This is a genomic window from Devosia neptuniae (assembly GCF_025452235.1).
GTDB lineage: Bacteria > Pseudomonadota > Alphaproteobacteria > Rhizobiales > Devosiaceae > Devosia.
Genome location: NZ_CP104965.1, coordinates 1,497,613 through 1,517,201, shown reverse-complemented (window position 1 = coordinate 1,517,201; position 19,589 = coordinate 1,497,613). Strand labels below are relative to the sequence as shown.

Below are 19,589 nucleotides of genomic sequence, written 5' to 3'. Positions count from 1 at the left end.
AGATCATGGCCGAGCTGGGCCGCAATGCCCGCATGACCGCCCGCCAGCTCGCATTGGCCACGCCCGAGCAGAAACGCACCGCGCTGCTGACCGCCGCCGGCGCCATCAATGCCCATCGCAAGGCAATCCTTGCCGCTAATGCCAAGGACATGGATGCCGCCCGCACCAAGGGCATTTCCAAGGCCTTTCTCGACCGGCTCGAACTCAACGACGCCCGCATTGACGGCATTATCGACGCGGTCAAAACCATTGCCGAACTGCCCGATCCCGTCGGCGCTACCATTGCCGAATGGGACCGGCCCAATGGCCTGCATATCGAGCGCGTCCGCACCCCGCTCGGCGTCATTGGTGTGATCTTTGAATCGCGCCCCAATGTCACCGCCGATGCCGGCGCGCTCTGCATCAAATCGGGCAATGCTGTCATCCTGCGCGGCGGCAGCGACAGCTTCCATTCCAGCCGCGCTATCGTCGATTGCATGCTCGATGGCCTGCATCTGGCGGGTCTCCCCGTCGAATGCATCCAGCTCGTCCCCACCACCGACCGCGCCGCCGTGGGCGAAATGCTCAAGGGGCTGGATGGCAATATCGACGTCATCGTGCCCCGTGGCGGCAAGACCCTGGTTGCCCGCGTACAGGACGAAGCCCGCGTGCCGGTCTTCGCCCATCTCGAAGGCATCGTGCATGTCTACATCGACAAGTCGGCCGATCTCGAAAAAGCGGTGAGCGTCACCCTCAATGCCAAGATGCGTCGCACCGGCGTTTGCGGCGCCGCCGAGACCCTGCTCGTGCATCGCGACGTGGTCGCTACCCATCTCAATCCCATCCTTGACGCCCTGATGGCAAAAGGCTGCGAAATACGCGGCGATGCTATCGTCAATGCTAACAGTCCGTTAACCAAAACGGCCACTGAAGCGGATTGGCGCACCGAATATGAGGACGCCATTATCTCGGTAAAGGTGGTCGATAGCGTCGATGAGGCGATCGCCCACATCGAAAACTATTCGAGCCACCACACCGAAGCCATCATCGCCGAAGACCTTGCAGCCGTTGAGAAATTCTTCAACGAGATCGACAGCGCCATCCTTCTGCACAACGCCTCGACCCAATTCGCCGATGGCGGCGAATTCGGTTTCGGCGGCGAAATCGGCATCGCCACCGGCAAAATGCACGCCCGCGGCCCAGTCGGCGTCGAACAGCTCACCAGCTTCAAATATCGCGTCCGCGGCAACGGTCAGACGAGGCCTTAGCCCCTTTTGACCCTCCGCGCTCCGCTCCGTATTTCCGGCATTACCGAACTGCCTCCCTCTGCGGCGGGCATGCGCATCGGCCTGTTCGGTGGCAGCTTCAACCCCATTCACGAGGGCCATCAACTGGTCATCGAAGAGACCCTGCGCCGCCTGCAACTCGACGCCGTTTGGGTCATGGTGACGCCGGGTAACCCGCTGAAAAACCACGCCGAACTCGCGCCTCTGGCCGGTCGCGTTACCGCCGCGCGGGCGCTCCTCACCGACCCCCGCGTCCGCGTCACCGGCTTTGAAGCGGCCTATGGCTTCACCTATTCCTGGCAGACCATCCGCTTCCTCACCAAGGCCATGCCCGACCGCCGCTTCGTCTGGATCATGGGCGCCGACAACCTGGTCGACTTCCACCGCTGGGAACGCTGGCGCGACATCGCCGCCATGGTCCCCCTGGCCGTCTATGTCCGCCCCGGCTCCTCCCGCCTCGCCCCTGCCTCCCGAGCCGGCATCGCCCTGAGCCGCTACCGGGTCGACGAAGAGGACGCCAGCCGCCTCGCCAACCTGCCGTCCCCGGCCTGGGTCTATCTCCACGGCCGCCAATCACCCCTGTCTTCTTCGGCAATACGAGCACGGCGCCGTCGTGAAACTGCAAAGTGAGCGGCCTACCTTGCGAAAACCGCGCTAAAAGCGCATATTGGCAAAGTGTGATTAAACTCACCAATCAAGGAACTGATTGCTTGCCGTTTGCAAAGACGCCTGCACATTCCGATCAACAACCAAGGATGCTGACCCCACGCATGACCCATGCACGAGCATGGGCGGAAGGCCATTGCTGATGGCCGCGCTGCCCGAGAACACCTCTGCTCACGCCGAGGCCCCCCATTCCGCCCCGGAACGCCCGATGATCGATGTCATCCTTGAATGCCTTGACGATGCCAAGGCCGAGGAAATCGTTGCCGTCGACATTACCGGCAAATCCTCGCTGGCCGACCACATGGTGGTTGCCTCCGGCCGTTCGCAGCGCCATGTCGGCGCCGTGGCCGACCAGTTGGTCAACGCCCTGCGCGATGCGGGCCATGGCAAACCGCGCATTGAGGGCCTGCCCCATTGCGATTGGGTTCTGGTCGATGCCGGCGATGTCATCGTCCACATCTTCCGCCCCGAAGTGCGCGAGTTCTACAACATCGAAAAGATGTGGCAGGCCGACTTCGCTGCCGACGCCCACTAAGCGTCTGGCATGCGGGTAACAATCGCGGCTGTCGGCCGAATGAAGGCCGGGCCCGAACGGGAAATGGTGGCGCGCTATCTTGATCGCGCCATCGGCGGCGGCAAGCCGCTGGCCTTGACCGGTTTCGATGTTATCGAGCTGACCGAATCCCGCGCCGGCTCGTCGGCCAGCCGCAAGGCCGACGAGGCCAAGGCCCTGCGCGCCGCCCTGCCCGACGGCATTGTGGTGGCGCTCGACGAACGCGGCAAAGCCATTGGCTCGGAAGCCTTCGCCAACCAAATCGGCCGCTGGCGCGATGATGGCCGCTCCGCCGCCAGTTTCATCATCGGCGGCGCCGATGGGCTCGATCCGGCCTTCGTCGCAGCAGCCGATCTCGTCCTGAGCTTTTCCCCCTCACCTGGCCGCACCAACTGGTCCGCATCATGCTGGCCGAACAGCTCTATCGCACCACCACCATCCTCTCCGGCCACCCCTACCACCGCGGCGATTGAAATGGACCATTGGATGGTCTATTTTAGCGATGGAGGTGTGACATGGAAATTTCCGTTACCGACGCCAAGAGCCAATTGACCGACCTCGTCCGCCAGGCGGAAGCCGGCAGCGAAGTCGTGCTTACCCGGCATGGTCACCCCGTTGCGCGCCTGGTGCCCATTGCTCCGGCGAGGCTGACACCGGAGCAGCGCCGCGCTGTGCTGCAACCCTTTCTCGGCATTGGAAAGACTAGCGATGGCGACGGCACGGATGCCGCCCATAGCCAGGACTTCCTCTATGACGAGCATGGTCTGCCCAAGTGATCGTCGTCGATACTTCAGCCTTGATGGCCATCATCAACAACGAGCCCACCGCCCCCGCCTGCATGGCCGCACTCGAAAATGCGACCATCCTGGCCATCTCCGCTTCCACCATGTCGGAAGCTCTGATCGTCGCAACCGGTCGCGGCATCCTGCCGAAAATGGAGGCCCTTTTCGACCAGATGGATTTCGAAATCGTCTCCGTTGATGCCGCAACAGCCCGGCAAATGGGCAAAATCTACGGGACCTGGGGCAAGGGCATCCACCCTGCCGGGCTCAATTTCGGCGATTGCTTTGCCTATGCCCTGGCCAAGCAACGCAATTGCCCACTCCTGTTTGTCGGCAATGATTTCAGCCAGACCGACATCACCAGCGCGATCTGACTTCCCGCGCAAAATCACGACATGGTTAAGCAGAGTTAACCTCTGGTTTTCCGGGGCTTTGCTATGGTGCCCCGATTGATTCGGGCGCCTGGCGCCGCTGCTGGAGATGTCATGGCAAAGCTGCCAGGCAAGAGGATGGGCAACAAACCGGCATGGGCGCTGGCAGCACTCGTGCTGGCGGCGATGCCCTCGCGGCCCCTGCTCGCCCAGACCCAGACACCGCCTCCCGCCCCGGCCGAAGCCCCTGCTGTCCCCTCGGCAACGGCTGAGCCAGCAAACCCGGCTGGCCCTCCGCTTGCGCCCGCTGCCGATCCAGACCCCGCCGCCGCGCAAACCGATCTCAAGGCCGTAGAAGCCTCGATCGCGCTTAGCCAGGAACGCGTCGATGCGCTCAAGGCCGAAATTGCCGAGATGGAAGGCGACCGCACCAAACAGAACGCCGCCCTCATCGCCGCCGCCCAGCGCGTCAAGCTCGCTGAGATTGAGGTCGCCGATATCGAGGAACGGCTCTCGAGCCTCATCGTCTCTGAGCTCGAAGTGCGCGGCCGGCTCGACGGCTCCAATGCCGAGATCGCCAATGTGCTGGCCGCCCTCGAACGCATTTCGCTCAATCCGCCCCCCGCGCTGATCGTCGACCCTGACGATGCTCTGGGTTCAGCCCGTAGCGCCATCCTGATCTCGGCCATCGTGCCGCAATTGCGCGCCAAGGCCGACGCCGTCACCGCTGATCTCAAGCAACTCAACGACATCAAAGCATCTGCCCTGGCCGAGGAAGCCACCCTCAAGGCCAATTTCTCCGTGCTTGAGGAAGAACAGCTCCGCATCGCCACGCTGATCGCTGCCCGCAAGCAGGGCATCGATGTCCGCTCGAGCGAATTGGCCGCCCAGGAAGCCGAAGCCGTGGCCCTCGCCGCCCGCGCCACCACGCTCAAGGACCTGATCGATAGCCTCTCCGCCCGCGCCAATGCGGTGCAGACGCCATCTGCGCCTACCGATCCCAACGCCGTCACCATGACGCCCGAGCAGATCCGGGTGGCCTTGGCCAATAGTGCCCGCACCGAGCCCGCTATGCCCTTTGCCAATGCCAAGGGCTATCTCACCATGCCGGCGAATGGCGTCAATGTGGTCGATTACGGCGCTGGCGACGGCTTTGGCGGCATTTCGCACGGCATCTCGGTAGTCACTCGTGCCGAGGCGCAGGTGGTGGCTCCGGCCGATGGCTGGGTGCTATATAAAGGCCCCTACCTCAATTACGGCCAAATCATCATTCTCAATACCGGGCAGAACTATACGACGCTCCTGGCGGGGCTCGATGCGGTCAGCGTCGATATCGGCCAGTTCGTGCTGATGGGGGAACCCCTTGGCACAATGGGATCACGCACAATTGGGCGTACCGTAACCACCAATGCTGGCAACTCCCAGCCGACCCTTTATATTGAACTGCGACAAAACAACGAGCCCCTCGATCCGACCGGATGGTGGGCGACCCCGACACAGAGTGGATAGAACCCTCATGCGCTTTCCGACCATCCGCGCCGCTGCCTTGACTTTGGCGCTGCTGCTGCCTGCATCGACCCTGTTCGCGCAGGAAACCGCCCCGGCCCCCGCCGAGGAAGCTCCGGTTCCCGCCGAGCAGGCTCCCGACCAGGCACCGGCCGATCCGGCCCCGGGTGGCGAACAGCCCGAACCCACGCCCGAGGAAAAGGCCGAAAAGCCGCGCGATCCGCTTGAGGTCTATGCCGATCTCAATCTGTTCGGAGAAATCTTCGACCGCATCCGCGCCGAGTATGTCGATGCCCCCGATGAGCAGGAGCTGATCCGCGCCGCCATCCAGGGCATGCTGACCTCGCTCGATCCCCATTCGGGCTATCTGCCGCCCGCCGATTACGACGAAATGCGCGAGGACACCTCGGGCGAATTCGGCGGCCTGGGCATCGAAGTCACCATGGAAGACGGCATCGTCAAGGTCGTCTCCCCGATCGACGATACCCCCGCCGCCAAGGCCGGTATCCTCGCCAATGACCTGATCGTTGCCATTGACGGCGTCTCGGTCCAGGGCATGGTGCTCGACGACGCCGTCGCCAAGATGCGCGGCCCGCTGGGCACCTCGGTCAAGATCACCATTGCCCGCGAAGGCGTGCCCGATCCGCTGGAATTCGAGCTGACCCGCGCCACCATCGCCATGCGCGCCGTGCGCTGGTCCATGGAAGGCGGGGCAGCCGAAGGCGAGGGCGATGTTGCCGTGCTGCGGCTGTCGCGCTTCTCCGAACAGGCCTTTGTCGGCATCCAGCAGGCCATCAAGGACATCTATGCCGAACGCAAGGACGTGCCGCCCAAGGGCATCATCCTTGATCTGCGCAACAATCCGGGTGGTCTGGTCGATCAGTCGGTCTACGTCGCCGATGCCTTCCTCAAGCAGGGCGCGGTCGTGCTGACCCGTGGCCGTGTGCCCGAGGAAAGTGCCCGCTATGACGCTCAGCCCGATGCGCTCGATGCGCAGCTGGCCGATGTGCCGCTGGTCGTGCTGATCAATGGCGGCTCCGCTTCGGCCTCCGAAATCGTCGCGGGCGCCCTGCAGGACCATAAGCGCGCCACCGTGGTGGGCACGCGCTCCTTCGGCAAGGGCTCGGTCCAGTCGATCATTTCGCTCGGCCCCGACGGCGCCATGCGCCTGACCACCGCGCGCTATTACACGCCGAACAACCGCTCCATTCAGGCGCTGGGCATCACCCCCGATATCGAGATCAAGCAGACCGTCCCGGCCGAATTGCAGGGCCGTGACGAGATCATCGGTGAAGCCGGGCTGGCCGGGCACATCACGGTCGAGGGCCAGGAAGAAACCACTGTCGGCTCGTCGGTCTATGTGCCGGCCGAGAAGGCGGACGACGCCCAACTGCAATATGCCATTCGCCTGATCGATGGCGAGGAAACCAACGCGGCCTATCCGCCCAAGGCGGAATGAGCCTGGCTTCCATGCTATGACATTGTGGGGCGGGACGGCTGATTCGCCGTCCCGCCCCATGGCTTTTCAAGCGGGACTTTTTCGATGGCCAATGATCTCAGCACGCCGCTGACCGGCCGCAAGCGTAAGCCTGGGGAAACTGGTCGCGGCTTTCCTGTGGCGCGGGTGCTGTTAGCCATTATCGCGCTGATCGGCATCGGCTTCGTGCTGCGCCTGACCCTCGCCAATGATCCCAATGGCGGCCGCCCCAGCCAGGAAGTCGCCATCACCTCGACCCGCAATTCCAATCAAGTGGCCAATGCGGTAGCCACCGGCCCGGCCACCATCACCGCCGATCCCCAGCAATATCCCGCCGGCAGCACCATCCCCACGACCGGTGTCGATGTGCCCGCCAGTGCAAGCCAGCCTGACGCTTTCGGCGTCCTGCCCGATCTCAGCGAAGAAACCGCCAACGGTCCCATTCCGCGTATTGCCAGCGACGGCCGCACGCCCTTTGCCACCTATTCGCGGCCCAACACGGCGCCCACGGGCCTGCCCGAGGTGGCCATCATCGTCAGCGGGCTGGGCATTAACGAGCAAGGCTCGCTCGACGCCATCGAACGCCTGCCGCCCGATGTCACCCTGGCTTTCGCTCCCTATGGCAAGACGCTGAACAATAGTGTGGCAGCCGCCCGCAGCAGCGGCCACGAAATCCTGCTCGAAATTCCGCTCGAGCCCTTCGATTACCCGCAAAACGATCCCGGCCCGCAGACGCTGCTGACCGGGGAGACCCCGCGCGCCAATCTCGACAAACTGTTCTGGCTCATGGCCCGCTTTGGCGGCTATGCCGGAGTGATCAACAATATGGGCGCCCGCTTCACCGCCTCTGCGGCCGATTTCTCGCCCATCATGGAAGAGCTTGGCGCCCGCGGACTGGGCTATATCGATGATGGCTCATCCAATCGTTCGGTCGCCCCGCAGCTGGCGGCGGGCAACAAGGTGCCGTTTTCGCGCGTCGATGCGATGATCGACGCCAATCCCTCCCAGCAATCCATTCTCGCAGCGCTTACCAGCCTTGAGGCCAAGGCGGTGGAGAACGGTCACGCAATTGGTATTGTCAGCGCCCTGCCCATATCGGTAGCGGCGGTCGCCGAATGGGCGGCCGCCCTGGAAAGCAAGGGGCTCGTGCTGGTGCCCGCCAGCGCCCTGATGAAACAAGCAGAGTAAAATGTGATGACCAAGGCCCTAGACCGCCAAGCCATGCCCTATCGCGACTGCGTCGGCGTCGCTGTTTTCAATCATGAGGGCAATGTCTTCATCGGCCGCCGCAAGCCTGAGGACGATCCCGAGGATTCTGCCGAACGCGGCGCCCCCTGGCAAATGCCGCAGGGCGGCATCGACAAGGGCGAGGACCCGCTGCGCGCCGCCCTGCGCGAGCTACACGAGGAAACCAATATCACTGCCGTAAGCCTGCTCGCCGAGGCGCCCGAATGGATTTATTACGATCTGCCCGACGATGCGCTGGGCATTGCCCTCAAGGGCAAGTATCGCGGCCAGCGCCAGCGCTGGTTTGCTTTCGCCTTTACCGGCCAGGATAGCGAAATCGATGTCGAAACGCCCGGCGGTGGCAAATACCCGGCCGAGTTCGACGCCTGGCGCTGGGAAAAACTGACCCGCACGCCAAGCCTGATCGTGCCCTTCAAGAAGGACGCCTATGACAAGGTCGTCGAAGCCTTTGCCGATATTCCCCAGCGCTTCACCCACGCATAGACTGGCGCCATGAAAACCATCGGCCTGATCGGCGGCATGAGCTGGGAATCCACCTCCCACTATTATCGTGTGCTCAACCAGGAGACCGCCACCCGGCTCGGTGGTCTCCATTCCGCGCCGCTGATCGTGCATTCGGTGGATTTCGCCCCCATTGCCGAAATGCAATCGGCCGGCGACTGGGACGGCGCGGGCCGCCAATTGTCCGAAATCGCCAAGGGGCTGGAACGCGCCGGTGCCGAAATCATCGGGCTGGCGACCAACACCATGCATGTGGTGGCTTCAGCGATCACAGCGGATCTGTCCGTGCCCTTCATCCACATCGCCGACCCCACCAGCGATGCCCTCCTGGCCGATGGCTTCACGACGGTGGGCCTGCTGGGCACCCGCTTCACCATGGAAATGGGTTTTTACCGCGATCGCCTGACTGACCGCGGCATCACGTCGCTGATCCCCGAAGTCGACCGCACCAACCTCAACGGCATCATCTACGAAGAGCTGTGCCGGGGCATCGTGCGCGAGGAATCCCGTCGCATCTATATCACCGCCATCGAACGCCTCGCCGCCCGTGGCGCTGAAGCCGTGATCCTGGGCTGCACCGAAATCGGCATGCTGGTCGATGATTCCGTCAGCCCGCTACCGACATTCGACACCACGGACCTGCACGCCAAGGCACTCGTCGGCGCGGCTCTGGCCTAGGCCGCGCGCCGGCTGCCCTGTTCGGCCGCCGGCTTGCTCAGCACGAACACATCCACCAGGCCATCCAGACTCTGCGCCTGTGCCTCGGTCTGCTCGATCGCCGCGTTGATCTCCTCGACCAGCGCCGCATTGTGCTGCGTCATTTCGTCAAGCGTGCGGACAGCCGTCGACACCTCATCGATGGACGACGCCTGTTCACCACTGGCCTGCGCGATGGCCTCGACCAATTCGCTGTTGGCCCGCACCGCATCCAGCATCATCTGCAACCGGCTCGCCGCGTCCGAGACCAGCCCCGAGCCGCCGCGAACCTCATTGGCCGATTGCTCGACCAATGCTTTGACCTCGGCCGAGGCCCCGGCCGCCGACTGCGCCAGCCGCCGCACTTCGACCGCCACCACGGCAAAGCCACGCCCGGCCTCACCAGCCCGTGCAGCCTCGACCGAGGCGTTCAGCGCCAGCAGATTGGTTTGGAAGGCAATGTCATCGATCATGCCGATAATGTTGGAAATCTTGGCCGAGGATTGAGTGATCCGCTCCATGGCCGCATTGGCATTGCTCATCACCGTGCCGCTTTCGGCCGCCGTCAGCGCCACAGCGCGAGCCTTGCCCGCCGCATCGCGTGCCATGCTGGCATTGCCCGCCACCGTGCCCGCCAGGGCCTCCATGGCCGCCGCGGTCTGCTCGATGGTTGCGGCCTGCCGCGTCGTGCGTTCGGACAGGTCATTGGCGCCCGACAGGATTTCCCCCGTCGCCAACCGCAAGGCCCGCGAAGTCTGCTGCAATTGCCCCACCACCTCGGCAAAGCGCGACACCGTGCCATTGAGCGCATGACGCAGATCTTCGAATTGCGGCTCGAACGGCACATCGATGCTGGCCGTCAGGTCGCCCTCCGCCAATTGCGCCAGCCCCGCCCCCACAGCCGCGACAGCCTGCTTGCGCGCGGTCACATCGGTAGCGAACTGCACGATCTTGTAGGGCACGCCATCGACCCCAACGATGGGGCTGAACGTGCTTTGAATCCAAACTTCGTGGCCATCGCGGGTACGGCGACGATATTCGCCCGCCTTGAACTGTCCGGCGGCAAGATCGAGCCAGAATTGCCGATAAGCCATCGACGCAGGATCAACGCCAAACAGGAACAGCGCATTGGGCTGCCCTAGCACCTCGTCGCGCTGATACCCCACCAGATCGAGAAAATTCTGGTTGGCCGCCAGAATCTCACCCTCAAGCGAAAATTCCGCCACCATTTGCGACATGGAAATCGCGTTGAGCTGGCCGGTGTGGTCGGCCGCTTCCGCCAGATGCCGGCCCGTTTCGGCGCCCAGTTCGGCAACCCGCTGCCCATTGCGGCGGAACACCTCCACCGCCTTGGCCATGGCGCCGATTTCATTGCGTCGCTCGGTATAAGGCACTTCGGCATCGAGCGCGCCGGCGGCAATGGCATTCATCACCGCCGACAGCCGCGGAATGGGCCGGGTCAACAGTCGCGACAGCAGCAGCGCCAGCACCCCAATCACCAGCAGCACGGCCCCACCAACCGCCACTAGCATAGTCAGCGAACGCCCCACCACCGCCTCGATCGGCGCGCGATCGACCGCCACCATCAGCGCCCCGATCACCGTGCCATCGGCCATGGTGATCGGCTGATGCAGCAGGAAATAGCCTGTGCCTTCGATGATGACTTCGCTGTGGACGGCCTGGTTGGCCAGCAGCGAGGCAAACAGCGGCGTTCCGGCGACGATGGGTGTATCCAGCCGCTCGCCACTGCCCTGCACAAGGCTTGTCGTGCCGGTCACGAAATCAGGGCTGACTTCCGTGTTGTACACATAGATCGACACATCTTGTCCCGTCACGCGGGCGATAGTGTCGATGACGTCATTGGTGCGGAACCGCGGCATGGATCGCATCACGAGACCCGTCACATTGCCCGTCTCATCCGCCACCACTTCGAGGCTCGGCAGATTGACCTGCAAGATCTCCGCGCTGATCCGGGCGGCGCTGGCGACTTCCTTGGCCGCATCCTCGCTGGCCGAATTGGAGAGGCTGATGAACAATCCCACCAGAACTGCCAGCACGGCGATGGCAATCGAGCCGATCGCCATGGCGGCAATGGCAAATGTCAGTCGCAGATGACCCAGAGCAGCGCCCATGAAATACCCCCAAATATCAGCGTTCCAGCCCGGCCGGAATGCCGCTTCGACAGCAGAGTGGCGGCAGTTTATTAATCGCACGTTTAAATATGCATAATTCTCAATGCTATCAAAGACTTGCCTATATTTTGAGCAAGAGCAGCTAAACTTGACCGGCAAAACAAAACAGCCGCCTCCAGGGGGAGACGGCTGCCGAGAATTGCGCGAGCACTCTATCGCAGTAACCGCCGGAGGCCCGGCAGACGCGGCTTAATGAATATGCGTACCGTTGATCTGGCCGGCTTCGATGGCCAGGTTCAGCAGGCCATTGACCAGGACCTGCGCATAGGACTTGTCAGCCGGCGTCTGGGCGCGGGCGAGTTCTTCCTCGGCAGCCCGAATTTCGGCCTGCAGGTCGCCCTTGTCGAATTCATGGAACGGAGAGGCCTCTTCGGCCAGGATCGTCAGGCCTTCGGTGGACACGTCGGCAAAACCGCCGCGCACGAAATACACCTTGGACGTGCCATTGGTCTCGGTCACGGTGATGAAGCCGAGACGCAGCGTGGTCATGAACGGGGCATGATCGCTCATCACGGTGAAATAGCCTTCCGTGCCCGGAACGGTGACCGAGGTCACGACTTCCGACAGCACCAGCCGCTCGGGCGACACGATCTCGATCTTGAGGCCTTCAGCCATTTTTTTGGTCCCTTAGCGGAGCGAACCCATCACTGGGCCTGGGCAGCGGGCCCGCCGCGAACGACGAAGCCCAAGTGGCAAAAATCAAGCAGCCTGTGCGGCCAGCTTCTGCGCCTTCTTGACGGCATCTTCGATGGTGCCAACCATGTAGAAGGCAGCTTCCGGCAGGTGATCATATTCACCATCGACCAGGCCCTTGAAGCCCTTGATGGTGTCTTCGAGCTGCACGAACACGCCCGGCGAACCGGTAAAGGCTTCGGCCACGTCGAAGGGCTGGCTCATGAAGCGCTCGATCTTGCGGGCGCGGGCCACGGTCAGCTTGTCTTCTTCGCTGAGCTCGTCCATGCCCAGGATGGCGATGATGTCCTGCAGCGCCTTGTACTTCTGCAGCACTTCCTGCACCCGGCGGGCGATGAAGTAATGCTCTTCGCCGACCACGTTGGGGTCGAGGATACGCGAGTTCGACGCCAGCGGATCCACGGCCGGGTAGATACCCTTTTCCGAGATGGCGCGGTTGAGAACGGTGGTCGCGTCGAAGTGGGCGAACGAGGTTGCCGGTGCCGGATCGGTCAAATCGTCGGCGGGCACGTACACGGCCTGCACCGAAGTGATCGAACCCTTGTTCGTGGTGGTGATGCGTTCCTGCATCTGGCCCATATCGGTGGCCAGCGTCGGCTGATAACCCACGGCGGACGGAATGCGGCCCAGCAGAGCCGACATTTCGGCGCCAGCCTGGGTAAAGCGGAAAATATTGTCCACGAAGAACAGCACGTCCTGGCCCTGGTCACGGAACTGCTCGGCAATGGTGAGGCCCGTCAGCGCCACGCGGGCACGCGCCCCGGGGGGCTCGTTCATCTGGCCGAACACGAGGGCGCACTTGGAACCGGCGGCCGAACCACCGTTTTCATGCGGGTCCTTGTTCACGCCCGATTCGATCATTTCGTAGTAAAGGTCATTGCCTTCACGCGTGCGCTCGCCAACACCGGCAAACACCGAATAACCACCATGCGCCTTGGCGACGTTGTTGATCAGTTCCTGGATCAGCACGGTCTTGCCCACGCCGGCGCCGCCCATCAGGCCGATCTTGCCGCCGCGTGCATAGGGAGCGATCAGGTCCACGACCTTGATGCCGGTGACCAAAACCTGAGACTCAGGGTTCTGCTCGGCAAAGGAGGGAGCCTCCTGGTGGATTTCGCGCCTGGCTTCGCCCGAGATCGGACCGGCTTCGTCGATCGGCTCGCCGATGACGTTCATGATGCGGCCCAGGGTGGCTTCGCCAACCGGAACCGAGATGGCGGTGCCGGTGTCGATCACTTCAGCGCCACGCACCAGACCTTCGGTCGTATCCATGGCAATGGTGCGCACGGCGTTTTCGCCCAGGTGCTGCGCCACTTCCAGAACCAGACGCTGGCCGTTGTTGGTGGTTTCGAGTGCGTTCAGAATCGCGGGCAAATGACCGTCGAACGTGACGTCCACGACGGCGCCGATGATCTGCGATACGCGGCCGGCCTTTTTCTCTGCCATTTGCTTCGTCCTTCGCTAGGGTGCTTAGAGCGCTTCCGCGCCCGAAATGATTTCGATGAGTTCTTTGGTGATCTGGGCCTGGCGCTGGCGGTTATAGCTCAGCTGCAGCTTGCCGATCATTTCGCCAGCGTTCCGCGTCGCATTGTCCATGGCGGACATCTGCGCGCCATAGAACGAGGCGCCATTTTCGAGCAAAGCGCGGAAGATCTGCACGCTGATATTGCGCGGTAGCAGGTCTTCAACGATGGCTTCTTCGCTCGGCTCGTATTCATAGGGCACGGTGGAGGCAGCACTTGCACCTTCCCCCTCGGCCTTTTCGATTTTTGCCGGGATGATCTGCAGCGCCGTCGGCACCTGGCTGATCACCGAGTTAAACTTGGCAAAGAACAGCGTCGCCACGTCGAACTCGCCGGCCGCGAACAGGGCCTGCACCTTTTCCGAGATCAGCGCCGCCTGAGCGAAGCCGATCGTCTTGATCTCGCGGAAGCTGACCGTCTCGATGATGAGATTGGGATATTGCCGCTTGAGAATATCATTGCCCTTGCGGCCAACGGTCAGGATCTTGACCGTTTTGCCTTGGCTGAGCAGCTTGGCGGCGTGGTCGCGCGCCAGACGGGCGATGGACGAATTGAAGCCACCCGCCAGCCCGCGCTCGCCGGTCGCCACCACCAGCAAATGGACCTGGTCCTTGCCCGTGCCGGCCAGTAGCACTGGAGCGCCTGACTGACCTTCATAGACCGATGCCAGGCTCGCCAGCACCTTGCCCATGCGCTCGGCATAGGGACGCGCGGCCTCCGCGGCATCCTGGGCACGGCGCAGCTTAGCCGCCGCGACCATCTGCATGGCCTTGGTGATCTTTTGCGTCGATTTGACCGAATCGATCCGGTTCTTGAGGTCCTTTAGCGACGGCATCTGCCTATCGTCTCCTTGGGCCTTGAAGCGCGACCGGCGAACCGGTCACGCGCCAGACAACGTTATTAAGCCGCGTAGGTCTTCTTGATCTCGTCGAGAGCCGACTTGAGCTTGGCACGGGTGTCGTCGCTCAGCGCCTTCTCGGTCGCGATCGTGGTGAGAATGGCGGCATGCTTGCCGCGCAGGGCGCTCAGCACGGTCTTCTCGAAATCGGCAACCTTGTTGACCGGAATGCTGTCGAGATACCCATTGGCGCCAGCAAAGATCACCGCAACCTGTTCTTCCGTCTTGAGCGGGGAGAACTGGGGCTGCTTGAGCAGCTCGGTCAGGCGCGCACCACGGTTCAGCAGGCGCTGCGTCGAGGCGTCGAGGTCCGAACCGAACTGGGCAAAGGCGGCCATTTCGCGATACTGCGACAGCTCACCCTTGAGCGAGCCGGCAACCTGCTTCATCGCCTTGACCTGAGCGGACGAGCCCACGCGGCTCACCGACAGACCCACGTTCACGGCAGGGCGGATACCCTGGAAGAACAAATTGGTTTCAAGGAAAATCTGGCCATCGGTGATCGAGATCACATTGGTCGGGATATAGGCCGACACGTCATTGGCCTGGGTCTCGATCACGGGCAGCGCGGTCAACGAACCCGAGCCATGGGCTTCGTTCATCTTGGCGGCGCGTTCGAGCAGGCGCGAGTGCAGATAGAACACGTCGCCCGGGTAAGCTTCGCGGCCCGGCGGACGGCGCAGCAGCAGCGACATCTGACGGTAGGCAACAGCCTGCTTGGTCAGATCGTCATAGGCGATCACGGCATGCATGCCATTGTCGCGGAAGAACTCGCCGATGGCGCAGCCGGTAAACGGAGCAATGTACTGCAGCGGCGCCGGATCGGACGCCGTCGCGGCAATCACGATCGAATAGGGCAGCGCGCCCGATTCCTCGAGCTGCTTGACGAACTGGGCAACGGTGGACCGCTTCTGCCCGACAGCGACATAGATGCAATAAAGCTTGTCGGTGTTCGAAGCATTGGCATCGTGCGCCGGCTTCTGGTTCAGGAACGTGTCCAGAATGATGGCCGACTTGCCGGTCTGACGGTCGCCAATGATCAGCTCGCGCTGGCCACGGCCGATCGGGATCAGCGCGTCGATGGCCTTGAGGCCGGTCGACATCGGCTCATGCACCGACTTGCGCGGCAGAATGCCGGGAGCCTTGACGTCAACGCGGCGGCGTTCGGTATATTCGATCGGGCCCTTGCCATCGATCGGATTGCCCAGGCCATCGACGACGCGGCCAAGCAGGCCCATGCCGACGGGGGTATCAACGATCGAGCCGGTCCGCTTGACGACATCGCCTTCCTTGATGGCGCGGTCATTGCCGAAGATCACGACGCCGACATTGTCGGTTTCGAGATTGAGTGCCATGCCCTTGACGCCGCCCGGGAACTCGACGAGCTCACCGGCCTGCACATTGTCCAGACCATACACGCGGGCAATACCGTCACCGACGGAGAGCACCTGACCGACTTCGGAAACCTGGGCTTCCTGGCCGAAATTCTTGATCTGGTCCTTGAGGATCGCAGAGATTTCCGCGGCTTTGATGTCCATTTATCCGACCTCTTTCATGGCGATCTTCATCGCGGTCAATTTCGTCTTGAGCGAAGAGTCGATCATCTGCGATCCGACCTTCACCTGAAGGCCCCCGATCAGCGAGGTATCGACGAACTGGTTGAGCGTAACGGTCTTGCCGATCCTGGCCTTGAGCGTTGCGGCCAGCGATTTCACCTGTTCGGCGGTGAGCGGCGCAGCCGAGGTCACATCGGCAGACACTTCGCCACGCGCCGCGGCCGCCAGCTCGCGGAAGCCAGCAATGATGGCATCGAGCGCGAACAGCCGGCCATTCTTGGCCACAAGGCGCAGGAAATTGGCGATCAGGTCGCTGGTCTTGGCCTTGGCCAGCAATGCGTCAAGCGCATGCGCCTTGGTATCGGCGGTTATCACCGGCGAGCGCAGGAAACGGGAAAAATCCTGGCTTTCCCCGATCAGGCGGGAAACGTCGGACAGGGATGTCTCAACGGATGCCAATTGGTTCTCGCTCTGGGCGAGATCGAACAACGCCGACGCATATGGCCGCGCGATCTGGGTAAGCACTGAATTCTGCGCTGCCAATGCCGCATCACCCTCTTGGTTGCCTGCCTGACGATCCGCCCCATTTCATGTCGAGAAACCGGGCGGTCGTTGACGCTTGTTCTTATCTGGAAAAGGAGCCGTCCGGAGACCCCTTTAAGGTCGCGCTGGCTCTAGCACAAGGCCCAAGCGCCACGCAAGGCTTGGCGGCGCGATTCAAAGGCGGCGAAAATGTCGCAGGGTACAACATTCCACGGCAAGACTACCGCGACCGTGTCCCTAAAACCTAAGCCGACTTCTTCTGATCCTTCAGACTCTGTGCCAAAACCGCATTCATCCGCGTCTGCCAGCCCGGCCCACCGGCCTTGAAGCCATCCACCACATCAGGGTCCAGCCGCAGGCTGACCGAAACCTTGGGGGCTTCGGATTTCGGGCGGCCAGGCATGGGCAGACCGCGCTCAGCAAAGAACTGTTTTGCGGGGACGGACCGCCGCATAGCCTCTTCGGTCAGCTCGGGGGTATCCTCATCAGGAACACCATAGAAGCTGTCGTCGTCTGGCAATCTGTTATTGGACTTCGGATCATCGACCATAGCGTAGATAGTCCTTTCTGCTGAACCGCCTCATCGTGATGAGGCGCACTGTGTCGCCGCGCATGGTGAAAGCAATATGGTACCGCAAACCATCCGAGGCAGGGCAGCGAGCGATGAACCGCTCCTCACCATAATCTCTGCGGCTGTCGGTCTCGATTATCGCTTCGTCCCACACAAACGCTCTGGCGATCTCGAAGCCCACCCCATGCTTGACCTTGTTCGTCGCGTTCTTGGTATCGTCCCATTCGAAATCCATCGAGCCCCCTCAATGTAGTCGTCTGAACGCGTTTCGTCAATTTTCGTATATACAAAAATTACATAAAGCTCATCGGGTCGATATCCACCTGGACCCGCAGATTGCCGGTGACCTTTTCAGCTGAGCTGAGCCAGAAGCGGACATAGCCGGAGAGATCGAAATCCTTGCCGGACTGGGCCAATAGCCGCACGCGGTGGCGGCCGCGGATGATGGCAACCGGGGCGTCGGCCGGGCCGAAGAGTTTTACCCCTTCGGCCATTGGGGCAGCCGATAGGAGCCGCTTGGCGAAGCCCATCGCCGTATCATGCTCATTGGCCGAGACGATCAGCGCCGCCAGGCGCCCGAATGGCGGCAGGCCACCAGCCTCGCGCGCCATCAGTTCATGGGCATAAAACGCCTCGCGGTCGCCCGTCACCATGGCCCGCATCACCGGATGATCGGGGTGATAGGTTTGCAGGAACGCCTTGCCCGTCTTGGAGGCACGCCCGGCCCGCCCGGCCACCTGGGTCAAAATCTGATAGGTCCGCTCCGCCGCGCGCGGATCGCCATGCGCCAGCCCCAGATCGGCATCGAGCACGCCGACCACCGAGAGCTTCTCAAAATGATGGCCCTTGGAGACCAACTGGGTGCCGATGATCAGATCATATTCTCCCCGCTCGATCTCGCTGAAGCGCTCGCGCAATTGCGCATTGGAGCCCATGTCCGAGGAGAGAATCACCCGCCGCGCATCGGGGAACCGGGCCGCCGCCTCCTCGGCCACCCGCTCGATCCCCGGCCCCACGGCAATCAGCGTATCTTCTTCGCCGCAGGCGCTACAGGTCTTGGGCGTGCGCGTTTCATGTCCGCAATGGTGGCACATCAACACGCCGCGGAAACGGTGCTCCACCATCCAGGCCGAGCAATCGGGACATTGATATTGATGCCCGCAGGCGCGGCACAGGGTCAGCGGGGCATAGCCGCGGCGGTTAAGGAACAACAATGCCTGCTCGCCCCGGTCGAGCGCCGCAAACACTTCGCGCGCCAGCATAGGCGCGATCCACTGCCCCTTTTTCCGGCCCGTCGATCCGCATGTCGATCGCCGTGATATTGGGCATGGAAGCCTCGGCAAAGCGCGAGGTCAGCAGCACATGGGCATAGCGGCCAACATTGGCATTGTTGCGCGTCTCGACCGATGGCGTGGCCGAGCTCAGCACCACCCGTGCGTTGGCCAGATGCGCCCGCACAATGGCCATGTCGCGGGCATGGTAATTGACCCCGTCCGATTGCTTATAGGCCCCATCATGCTCCTCATCGAGCACCAGCATGCCTAGCTCGCGAAACGGCAGGAACAGCGCCGAACGCGCGCCCACCACCGCCCGTACACTGCCATCGAGCACGCCGCGCCACACCTTGGCCCGCTGCACCGGCGTCATGTCCGAATGCCACTCAGCCGGCCGCGTGCCGAAGCGCTTGGTGAAGCGATCGAGGAAGGTATGAGTGAGCGCAATTTCGGGCAGCAGAATCAGTGCCTGCCGCCCGGCCCGTAGCGTGTCGGCTACCGCCTCGAAGAACACTTCCGTCTTGCCGCCGCCCGTCACGCCATCGAGCAAAGCCACGCCAAAGGCATTGGCATCGAGCGCCACGATCTGCTCCAGCGCCGCCTGCTGCTCGAGGTTGAGCGTAATCGCCGCGCCATCGGGGTCGGGTGGTAAAACGATGGGCGGCGCCGCCATTTCCAGGCGTTCAATGGCGCCGGCCCGCTCCAGCCCCTCGATCACCGAGGGCGAAACACCCGTCGCGCCAACCAGCGCGGCCTTGGGCCAGGCCATATCGTCCATCAAGGCATCGAGCACGCGCAACCGCGCCGGCGTCAGTTTTTCCGGCTCAAGCCCGGTGCGGCGGAAGGCGACAATTGGCTTGGGCGCATCCAGCGCTTCGGTGGATCGCAGCACGGCGCGCAGCACCTGGCCGGGCGCGGCCAATGTATAGCGCGCCACCCATTCGACCAGCTTGAGCAATTCCTCGCTGAGCGGAGGTACGTCATAGACCATGGCGATATCGCGGAGCCGATTATGCGCCACCATATCCTTGGGCGGCCCCCAGACCACGCCCAGCGTCAGCCGCGGCCCCAGCGGCACGGCCACGATCGAGCCGCGCGTGACGCTCATATGAGCGGGCACGCGATAGCTATAGGGGCCCTCGACGGCCACCCCCACCATGACGGCGACGATGTCTGGACGTATCTCCATTTGTGCTTGTTCTGTTCGCATCCCAGCGATCCCGGTGCAAGTGATTCTGCTGCCAGCTTTGGACTGCTGACAGGCCCTGTCAGGG

Annotated in this window: 18 protein-coding genes and 2 pseudogenes; 11 read left to right on the top strand and 9 right to left on the bottom strand. The window is 62.8% G+C overall.

The window, feature by feature from the left end; all coding sequences use genetic code 11:
- Positions 1–5 precede the first annotated feature (5 nt).
- From N8A98_RS10245 to N8A98_RS10195, 11 genes and pseudogenes are all read left to right on the top strand, one after another.
- Positions 6–1,247 carry a glutamate-5-semialdehyde dehydrogenase gene (locus N8A98_RS10245; protein WP_262171946.1) on the top strand — a complete coding sequence of 414 codons (1,242 nt, stop codon included), beginning with the start codon at positions 6–8 and terminating at the stop codon, positions 1,245–1,247.
- Positions 1,248–1,253: 6 nt separating this feature from the next.
- Complete coding sequence (locus tag N8A98_RS10240; protein WP_262171120.1) at positions 1,254–1,895, top strand: nicotinate-nucleotide adenylyltransferase; 642 nt, start codon at positions 1,254–1,256, stop codon at positions 1,893–1,895.
- 178 nt (positions 1,896–2,073) lie between these two features.
- Positions 2,074–2,466 (top strand): ribosome silencing factor, encoded by a 393-nt coding sequence (gene rsfS, locus N8A98_RS10235; RefSeq protein ID WP_262171118.1) that lies wholly within the window; start codon positions 2,074–2,076, stop codon positions 2,464–2,466.
- A gap of 9 nt (positions 2,467–2,475) precedes the next feature.
- Positions 2,476–2,957 (top strand): annotated as a pseudogene (gene rlmH / locus N8A98_RS10230) (23S rRNA (pseudouridine(1915)-N(3))-methyltransferase RlmH).
- 42 nt (positions 2,958–2,999) lie between these two features.
- The gene (locus tag N8A98_RS10225) at positions 3,000–3,260 is read left to right on the top strand and encodes a type II toxin-antitoxin system Phd/YefM family antitoxin (protein WP_262171117.1); all 261 of its coding nucleotides are present in this window, start codon (positions 3,000–3,002) and stop codon (positions 3,258–3,260) included.
- A complete protein-coding gene (locus N8A98_RS10220; protein ID WP_262171116.1) occupies positions 3,257–3,640 on the top strand; it encodes a type II toxin-antitoxin system VapC family toxin in 384 nt (127 codons plus the stop codon). The genes N8A98_RS10225 and N8A98_RS10220 overlap by 4 nt, the downstream gene beginning before the upstream one ends.
- Positions 3,641–3,751: 111 nt before the next feature.
- Positions 3,752–5,146 (top strand): murein hydrolase activator EnvC family protein, encoded by a 1,395-nt coding sequence (locus tag N8A98_RS10215; protein ID WP_262171115.1) that lies wholly within the window; start codon positions 3,752–3,754, stop codon positions 5,144–5,146.
- Between the two features lie 7 nt (positions 5,147–5,153).
- A complete protein-coding gene (locus tag N8A98_RS10210; protein WP_113119984.1) occupies positions 5,154–6,602 on the top strand; it encodes a S41 family peptidase in 1,449 nt (482 codons plus the stop codon).
- An 84-nt stretch (positions 6,603–6,686) separates the two neighbouring features.
- On the top strand, positions 6,687–7,808 hold the full coding sequence (locus N8A98_RS10205; RefSeq protein ID WP_262171113.1) for a divergent polysaccharide deacetylase family protein: 1,122 nt from the start codon (positions 6,687–6,689) through the stop codon (positions 7,806–7,808).
- A gap of 6 nt (positions 7,809–7,814) precedes the next feature.
- Positions 7,815–8,351: an RNA pyrophosphohydrolase gene (locus N8A98_RS10200; RefSeq protein ID WP_262171111.1), complete on the top strand. Its 537-nt coding sequence runs from the start codon at positions 7,815–7,817 to the stop codon at positions 8,349–8,351.
- 9 nt (positions 8,352–8,360) lie between these two features.
- Positions 8,361–9,047, top strand: a complete 687-nt coding sequence (locus N8A98_RS10195; RefSeq protein ID WP_262171110.1) for an aspartate/glutamate racemase family protein — start codon at positions 8,361–8,363, stop codon at positions 9,045–9,047.
- Here N8A98_RS10195 and N8A98_RS10190 read toward each other — a convergent pair.
- The 9 genes and pseudogenes from N8A98_RS10190 to N8A98_RS10150 form a co-directional block, all read right to left on the bottom strand.
- Positions 9,044–11,197: a methyl-accepting chemotaxis protein gene (locus N8A98_RS10190; RefSeq protein WP_262171109.1), complete on the bottom strand. Its 2,154-nt coding sequence runs from the start codon at positions 11,195–11,197 to the stop codon at positions 9,044–9,046. The genes N8A98_RS10195 and N8A98_RS10190 overlap by 4 nt on opposite strands.
- A gap of 249 nt (positions 11,198–11,446) precedes the next feature.
- The gene (locus N8A98_RS10185; protein ID WP_262171107.1) at positions 11,447–11,872 is read right to left on the bottom strand and encodes a F0F1 ATP synthase subunit epsilon; all 426 of its coding nucleotides are present in this window, start codon (positions 11,870–11,872) and stop codon (positions 11,447–11,449) included.
- Between the two features lie 84 nt (positions 11,873–11,956).
- A complete protein-coding gene (atpD, locus tag N8A98_RS10180) occupies positions 11,957–13,396 on the bottom strand; it encodes a F0F1 ATP synthase subunit beta (RefSeq protein ID WP_113119990.1) in 1,440 nt (479 codons plus the stop codon).
- A gap of 24 nt (positions 13,397–13,420) precedes the next feature.
- Positions 13,421–14,308 carry a F0F1 ATP synthase subunit gamma gene (locus tag N8A98_RS10175; protein ID WP_113119991.1) on the bottom strand — a complete coding sequence of 296 codons (888 nt, stop codon included), beginning with the start codon at positions 14,306–14,308 and terminating at the stop codon, positions 13,421–13,423.
- A 65-nt stretch (positions 14,309–14,373) separates the two neighbouring features.
- On the bottom strand, positions 14,374–15,909 hold the full coding sequence (gene atpA, locus N8A98_RS10170; protein ID WP_035097095.1) for a F0F1 ATP synthase subunit alpha: 1,536 nt from the start codon (positions 15,907–15,909) through the stop codon (positions 14,374–14,376).
- Positions 15,910–16,470, bottom strand: a complete 561-nt coding sequence (locus tag N8A98_RS10165; protein ID WP_262171103.1) for a F0F1 ATP synthase subunit delta — start codon at positions 16,468–16,470, stop codon at positions 15,910–15,912.
- 244 nt (positions 16,471–16,714) lie between these two features.
- Entirely contained in the window at positions 16,715–17,020 is a 306-nt protein-coding gene (locus N8A98_RS10160) for a BrnA antitoxin family protein (RefSeq protein WP_262171101.1), read from the bottom strand.
- The gene (locus N8A98_RS10155) at positions 17,010–17,276 is read right to left on the bottom strand and encodes a BrnT family toxin (RefSeq protein WP_262171100.1); all 267 of its coding nucleotides are present in this window, start codon (positions 17,274–17,276) and stop codon (positions 17,010–17,012) included. The genes N8A98_RS10160 and N8A98_RS10155 overlap by 11 nt, the downstream gene beginning before the upstream one ends.
- Before the next feature lie 58 nt (positions 17,277–17,334).
- Positions 17,335–19,525: pseudogene (locus N8A98_RS10150) on the bottom strand (primosomal protein N').
- Between the last annotated feature and the right edge of the window lie 64 nt (positions 19,526–19,589).